At 58.3% G+C, this 7,353-nt stretch carries 5 protein-coding genes; 1 reads left to right on the top strand and 4 read right to left on the bottom strand.

The window, feature by feature from the left end:
• A partial coding sequence (locus tag NAT23_RS07165; RefSeq protein ID WP_251926757.1) for a retention module-containing protein occupies positions 1-1,644 on the bottom strand: 1,644 nt, incomplete at its 3' end.
• 291 nt (positions 1,645-1,935) lie between these two features.
• Positions 1,936-3,123, bottom strand: a complete 1,188-nt coding sequence (gene fabV / locus NAT23_RS07160) for an enoyl-ACP reductase FabV (RefSeq protein ID WP_251926755.1) — start codon at positions 3,121-3,123, stop codon at positions 1,936-1,938.
• A 140-nt stretch (positions 3,124-3,263) separates the two neighbouring features.
• Between fabV and NAT23_RS07155 the strand changes: the two genes are divergently transcribed.
• Positions 3,264-3,650, top strand: coding sequence for a DUF7079 family protein (locus tag NAT23_RS07155; RefSeq protein ID WP_251591987.1), 387 nt, complete (start codon positions 3,264-3,266; stop codon positions 3,648-3,650).
• A gap of 42 nt (positions 3,651-3,692) precedes the next feature.
• Here NAT23_RS07155 and NAT23_RS07150 read toward each other — a convergent pair whose 3' ends face one another.
• A complete protein-coding gene (locus tag NAT23_RS07150; protein ID WP_251926753.1) occupies positions 3,693-5,429 on the bottom strand; it encodes a methyl-accepting chemotaxis protein in 1,737 nt (578 codons plus the stop codon).
• A gap of 227 nt (positions 5,430-5,656) precedes the next feature.
• Positions 5,657-7,321, bottom strand: a complete 1,665-nt coding sequence (locus NAT23_RS07145; RefSeq protein ID WP_251926751.1) for a methyl-accepting chemotaxis protein — start codon at positions 7,319-7,321, stop codon at positions 5,657-5,659.
• Between the last annotated feature and the right edge of the window lie 32 nt (positions 7,322-7,353).

Here is a 7,353-nt window from a genome sequence, read left to right as displayed (position 1 = left end):
GCCGGTGATGGTGAGCGTGTCGCCGTCGGCGTCGCTGTCGTTGGCCAGCAGCGTGCCCGGCGCGATGGTCAGCGCGGTGTCCTCTGCCGTGGTCAGGGCGTCGTTGCCGGCACTCGGATCGGCACTGTCGGCCTCGGCGACCGGGGCGTCGTTGACCCCGGTGACCGCCACCGTGACCGTTGCCGTGTCGCTGCCGCCCTGGCCGTCGCTGACGGTGTAGCGGAACGTGGCGTCGCCGCTGAAGTTCGCGGCCGGCGTGAAGGTGATGGTGCCGTCGGCGTTGAGCGTGGCCGCACCGCCCTGACCGCCGCTGACGCCGGTGATGGTGAGCGTGTCGCCGTCGGCGTCACTGTCGTTGGCCAGCAGCGTGTCCGGCGCGATGACCAGCGCGGTGTCTTCCGCCGTGGTCAGGGCGTCGTTTACAGCGTCGGGGGCATCGTTAACACGGTTGATCGTGACCGTCTCGGTCGCCGTGGAGGTCAATTCCCCGTCAGAAGCGGTAACTGTGATAGAAAGCGTAGTCAGATCCAGCGCGTCGTCGTTGACTGCGTCGACACCGGCCTGCGTCAGCGTGATCTCGCCGCTGTCGGGATCAATGGCCAGATAGCCATTGTCATTGTCGGCAAGGCCATAGGTAATCGCGTCGCCTTCCGGATCCGTCGCCGTAGCCTGGCCGATGACCTGGCCTGCGCTGACGCCACCTTCCGTGAGCGTTTCAAGGGTAAGCGTGACATCGGTTGGTGCATCGTTAACACGATTGACCGTGACCGTCTCGGTCGCCGTGGAGGTCAACTCCCCGTCAGAAGCGGTAACTGTGACAGAAAGCGTAGTCAGATCCAGCGCGTCGTTGTTGACTGCGTCGACACCGGCCTGCGTCAGCGTGATCTCGCCGCTGTCGGGATCGATGGCCAGATAGCCATTGTCATTGTCGGCAAGGCCATAGGTGATCGCGTCGCCATCCGGATCCGTCGCCGTAGCCTGACCGATAACCTGGCCGGCGCTGACCGCGCCTTCAGTCAAGGGAAGAAGATCAAGCGTCGGCGCCGTGGGCGCTTGATTGAGCGCAGCGGGTTCATCTATTTGAGCCTCTCCCGACGAGTCAGGACCTGCTCCCACGGCGGTTGTGTTCGGCTCACTGTCATCGCCGGACGCGGTATCATCGGCAGGCGCTGCGGTGCTTTCTGTTTGGTCAGTAAACGTTGCACTGGAGCCTGAATCAGCCTCATAGCGATAGGTCGCGGTTTCTTCCCGGCCAGTACGAGAGACATTGAACCCCTGACCGAATCCGCCGCCGTCACCACCGGCATCCCCCGGTGCGTCACCGGCACCCGCAGCAGGCCCTTCCTGAATTCGGGTCGGGTCATCACCCCGCTCGATAGCGGCCAAAAGTTCAGCAACATCGGCATCCTGCGAGGAGACCGGGTCGGCTTGCGACGTTAGGAAAAGGCGGCCGTCCACACTCTCAAGCAAAACGCGGTTGTCTGCGGACACATCCAGAACCGTACCGTCTTCAGTCACGAGTCGAGCCCCGTCCGGTGCATAGAGCGCAACACCTGTATCGATGGCTTCTCCGGCAGACAGGATTTTCTGGGGGTTGACGGAAAACAGAGCTCCGTCGATCCGCTCGATTATGACTTTAGCCATGGCACATTCCTCAAAAGTGATCCGCCTGACCCATTACTGGCCTGAGACATGTCATCACTGGCGGGCGATACAATAAGTTACAGTTCGTCTATGTATCGCATCATATTACGCGATTAAGCCTTATTTGCTACTTGGCAGTGGTACTTTTTAACTCCTCCACCAACCTAACAGTCGAAAACATTAATCCAACAGCGTTAGACACAAAAATAAAGGGGATGGAACAAGAATTAACGGCGCAAAAAAGCCGGCATTAAGCCGGCTTGTTTCACGTTCAATCAACGCTTCAGATGATCATAAGGACACCACATCGAACTGAACGTTGGGGTTCACATCCGCGTCATAATCGACGTCGCTGCGCTCGAACCCGAACAGCTTCAGGAATTCGCGCTTGTAGTTGGCATAGTCGGTGATATCGAACAGGTTATCGGACGTCACCTGGGGCCATAGCTCTTTACAGGCATTTTGTACATCGTCACGCAGCTCCCAGTCATCGAGACGTACGCGCCCCTTATCGTCGGTCGCCATCTCGCCATCACTGTAGAGACGTTCACGGTACAGGCGATTGAGCTGATCGATGGTGCCTTCATGCAAGCCTTTTTCTTTCATGATCCGATAGACCATTGAAATATAGAGCGGCATGACCGGAATCGCAGCACTTGCCTGGGTAACAACCGACTTGAGCACCGCCACATTGGCACCGCCGCCAAGTTTGTCGTCGAGGGCGCTTGCCGCGCGGTCCAGATCTTCCTTGGCCTTGCCAAGGGCGCCGTGCCAATAGATGGGCCAGGTAATCTCAGTACCGATGTAGCTAAAGGCGACCGAGCGCGCATCGTCTGAAAGCACGCCGGCCTGGTCGAGCGCGTCAATCCAAAGCTCCCAGTCTTCACCGCCCATGACCTTGATGGTATTGGCAATTTCTTCATCGGTTGCCGGCTCGACCGACGCCTCGATGATCTGATCCTTGTTGGTATCGATCGCTGTAGACGTGTAGGTCTCACCGATAGGTTTCAAGGCAGAACGCAGAACCTCGCCGCTGTCCGGCAATTTTCGAACCGGCGAGGCAAGGGAGTACACCACCAGATCGATCTTGCCCATGTCCTGCTTGATCAGTTCGATGGCCTTGTCGCGTGCTTCATGAGAGAACGCATCGCCGTTGATGGACTTGCTGTAGAGGCCATCCTGTTTGGCGAATTTGTCGAACGCCGCCGAGTTATACCACCCGGCGGTTCCCGGACGCGTATCGGTGCCCGCCTTTTCAAAAAAGACCCCAAGCGTATTGGCACCGTAGCCAAACGCGGCCGTCACGCGCGCGGCAAGCCCATAGCCGCTGGAGGCGCCGATGACCAGAACGTTTTTCGGGCCGCCCTCGTTCACGCCGAGCTTACGAGTCGCCTCGATCTGCTCCTGAACGTTCTTCTCGCAGCCCACCGGGTGCGTCGTCGTACAGATAAAACCGCGGACTTTCGGATGAATGATCACGCTGAACCTCGTTATCTGGTCACTGTGCCACCATGCGTTCGTGCCATGGTGTATTGAGAAAGGCCGGCATACTCGCGGCAAAACGCGTATTGTGTCCTTATTGAACGCACGCTTCAATTTTTCGCCGCAACGGACGCTTCATGATCGACCGCGATACGCTTCTCGCCTCTCGCCAGACACTCTGGATGTCGCTGACCCGCCTTTGGCTCGATGACGAGCCCTCCCCCGATGACTATGACGATATGGCGAGTGAAATCCTGAGACACGACCACACCGACAAGCAGCTTGAGTGGATCTATCGCCTCGAGCTTGCGCCCGTCATGGTCAAGTATCAGGTATCGATTACCCAGGGCTGGAAGGCCTTCGAACCCGAACGCATTCTGCCGCCGCTGGTGCGTCACAATCAGCGCATGACGCCCATGAAACGCCGATGGTGGATACTGATGTCTGGCATGACCACGGCGCTGTCACGCCCGCGCTGGGCAACCTTGATGCAGGAAGTTCAACATCGGCGCGGCCCACGCTAGCTGCACTCATGAAAAAGCCCGCGAATGCGGGCTTCTCAGAGGTCAAAACGTTTCCCAGTCAGAGTCATCGGCGGTCACGGGCTCGGCAGCGCGCGGCGCCTTTTTCGTTGCCACAGGGCCACTTGAACTGCTCGTTGCGGCTTTCGAGTGTGAGTGAGGCGCCGGTCGTGAGACAGGGAGCGGTGCGGACGTGACCTGCCCGTGAGTGGGTGCCGGCCGGGCATTAGACCGCTTATTCAAGGTAAAGATTGCGACCTGACGGCTCAGTTCATCGGCCTGTTCTTTTAAGCTATGCCCGGCAGCGGCGGACTCTTCCACCAGGGCGGCATTTTGCTGGGTGGCGCTGTCCATCTGGGCCACGGCCTGATTGACCTGTTCGATGCCGGAAATCTGCTCGCGAGTTGCGCTCTCGATTTCGCTAACCAGACCATTGACCTGCCCGGCACGGCCCAGAAGGTTCGAAAGAATGCGTTCGGACTGCTCGACCAGCTCCACACCGTTGCGCGCCTTATCCACGTTTTGCGCCACCAGGTCTCGAATTTCAGTGGCCGCGTCGGCAGACCGCGTTGCAAGATTGCGCACTTCCGAGGCTACTACCGCAAAACCACGCCCCTGCTCACCCGCCCGAGCCGCTTCCACCGACGCATTGAGCGCCAACAGATTGGTCTGAAAGGCAATGCTGTCGATCAAGCCGACGATGTTTTCGATCCTGGAACTGGAATCGTTGATTTCAGCCATGGCCTCACGGGTACGGCCGATCATTGCACTGCCTTGTCGCACCTCGCCGCTCATGCCGGTCGCCAGCTCGGACATCGACCGCATGCTGTCGCCGTTTTGCTTCACGGTTGAGGTCATTTGATCCATCGAAGCCGCCGTTTGCTCAAGACTTGCCGCCTGCTCCTGCGTGCGTGCGCTCAAATCGTCGTTGCCGTTCGAAATTTCAGCCACGGCGCTGTAGACCGAATCGGCGCCTTCCCGCACGTTTCCGACAATGTCGGTCAATCGGTTTTGCATCTCGCGCATGGACTCAAGCATACGGCCGAATTCATCACGTCGATGGTTTGAAACCTGACGCGTCAAATCACCGGAGGCAATTGCATCGGCAAGCATCTGCGCCTCCGACAGCGGGCGTACGATGCTTCGAATCAACCAGACCGCCAGCACAACCGAAAGGCCCACCGCCAACAAAATGGCAACGAGAATGCTGTTGGAAAGCACGTCATAGCGCGCCTGGCCTGCTTGATAGGCAGTGCTCATTCGCTGTTGGTCGCTTGCAACGAGCCCATTGGTCAACTCTATGAACTGGCGATAGGCCGGAGAGATCACTGTGGAACCAATGGTGTCGACAAGGTCAAAGTTGCCGGCCTGCATTTCGCGAGTGACCCGCTCATAGCCTTGCCAGAATTGATCGAGGTTACGCTCAAGCTGCCCTAGCTGCTCGGAGGTGTTGCCTGAGGCACTGGCAAGCGATTGATAGTGCTGCCACGCGTCCTGACTCTTGACCTTGAGTTCCTCGACGCGCTCATCGAGATTGGCAATGCGCGTCTCGTCTCGATAGCCGAAGGCAGCCAAGCCCTCGATGCGCACTTGCAGCAAATTGGTGCGCACTTCTGCCATGGCAAGTTGCTTCTGCATTTGGACGTCATACAGCTCACTGGCGTCGGCGTTATTGGCTTGAAGCCCTACCTCGGCCGCGATACCGATACCGATCATGAATACGATACCAACGGCAAGAGTCGCGATGAGCCGTGTTTTAACGCTGCTTGCAAGTTTTATCATAAGAGCAATCCCTAACCGTCCCGACCGTTTATTTTTCGTTGGCTCTGAAGTTAAAGAAGCCAGCATCAAGGTTCTAATGACTTATCGGGCATTGCAGAAAGTGCTTTATAAGTTTTTGAAAAAATCAGTGCCAAGGGTCGAGAACGCGCGTTAAAAACGAATAACGCGGTTTTTTTGGCCGAAAAAAAGACCGCTCGGTAGAGCGGCCTTTTAAGCGCGAGTGGCCTTTATTGATGTACAGGCGCTCGAGACAGCACTTGTTTCGACGGCGCCGAGTACGGCGTCTTGTTCGAAGGGCTCAACGCGTACGCAGGGTTCGAGGAAGTATCGGATTCAAGAGGCCCCACCTTGAAATAGGCAATGGCAGCTTTCAACACATCGGCCTGCTCCTTGAGCGACTCACTCGACGCCGCCGCTTCCTCCACCAACGCTGCGTTTTGCTGCGTGATGCCATCCATTTCGCTGACGGCAGTATTGATCTGCTCGATGCCAAGACTTTGCTCGCGGCTGGCTTCGGCCATCTCGCTCATAAGGTCATTGACGCGCGAGACGCTCTCGGCAATGGCCTCGAGTGCGCTGGAGGTCTCGGTAACCTGGTTGACGCCCTCCTTGACGCGGTCGGCGCTTTCAAGCACCAGCTGCCTGATGTCGCGCGCGGCGTCTGCCGAGCGGTTGGCCAGAGTGCGCACTTCAGAGGCCACCACCGCAAACCCCTTGCCCTGCTCGCCGGCCCGGGCCGCCTCCACGGACGCGTTCAGTGCCAGAAGGTTGGTCTGAAAGGCAATACCGTCCATCAGCGACACGATCGAGACGATCTGATCGCTCGAGGTTCGAATCTCATGCATGGCGGCCATTGCCTTGGCGGCTACATCACCGCCCTGACGAGACTGCCCAGCCATACCTTGAGTCAGGGTTTCAGCCTGTTTGGCGTTTTCGCTGTTGTTGCGAATCGTCGAGGTAATTTCCTCCATCGAGGCGGCCGTCTCTTGAAGGCTTGCGGCCTGCTCCTGGGTACGTTGACTCAGCTCATCACTGCTCGAGGCCACCTCACCGGCCACTTCCGCTACCACCAGGCTGCTTTGCTTGGCTGAGCGAATCACTTCGACCAGGCGCGCCTGCATGTTGGAAAGTGACTCGAGCATATGCCCGAACTCATCCTGTTCGTGTACCTCGACGCGATGAGTCAGATCGCCCTCGGCCGTTGCTTTCGCGACCGCACCGGCGCGCCCGAGCGGGCGCATGATGCTTCGTGTCAGCCAAAGCGCGGCCAGTACACCAAGCGCAAGCGCCAGCAGCGCCGCTGCCAGAATCAGGGTGCGTTCCTGCTGGAAGCTTGCCTGCGCACGCTCGAACGAACGCGCCATGTCGGCGTTGTTATCATCGATTCGCTGCTTAACCAGTCCCAGAAACTCCCGGTACAGCGCCTCCCGCTCCTGAGCACGCGCAAGATCCGCCTCGAGCGCGACAAGATCGTTATCAGCCACGTGCGTGCTCATGAGCTCGAAGTTCTGCCAGAAGGTCTGGCTCAGGGCGACCAGTCGCGTGATGTCAGGTGATTGACGACGCTCAGGGCTTAGCCCACGCAGGTACTCGTCGAGCTTGGCGGCAAAATGCGCGCGGTCCTTTTTACCTTGAGTGGCAAGCTGCGCCAGACTGTCCGGCGTTCGGGCCGCCACCGCCGACAACAATAGTGTACGCGCGTCTTGAAGATCAGTTTGAAGCGCACCCATTAACTCGATGCGTTTTACATCCTGATGATAGACATTCTCGAAATTGACCATGACGCTATTCATGCCGTAGATGCCTGCGCCAGCCACCAGCGCCAATAACAGAAGGCATCCGCCCAACGCAGCCCAAAGGCGGGTTCTCACGCTGCGCTTCATGAATTTCATAGACCTGACTCCCCTGGCTCGATATGTGTTAT

The sequence above is a fragment of the Larsenimonas salina genome, from assembly GCF_023736155.1.
Lineage (GTDB): Bacteria > Pseudomonadota > Gammaproteobacteria > Pseudomonadales > Halomonadaceae > Larsenimonas > Larsenimonas salina.
Note: the sequence above shows the minus strand (reverse complement) of the source record. Positions and strands in the feature narration are given on the sequence as shown.

Excerpts from the sequence above, each read along its gene's own strand:
- NAT23_RS07150 (WP_251926753.1), bottom strand. The coding sequence starts at position 5,429 with ATGATAAAACTTGCAAGCAGCGTTAAAACACGGCTCATCGCGACTCTT.
- NAT23_RS07145 (WP_251926751.1), bottom strand. The coding sequence starts at position 7,321 with ATGAAATTCATGAAGCGCAGCGTGAGAACCCGCCTTTGGGCTGCGTTG.
- NAT23_RS07155 (WP_251591987.1), top strand. The coding sequence starts at position 3,264 with ATGATCGACCGCGATACGCTTCTCGCCTCTCGCCAGACACTCTGGATG.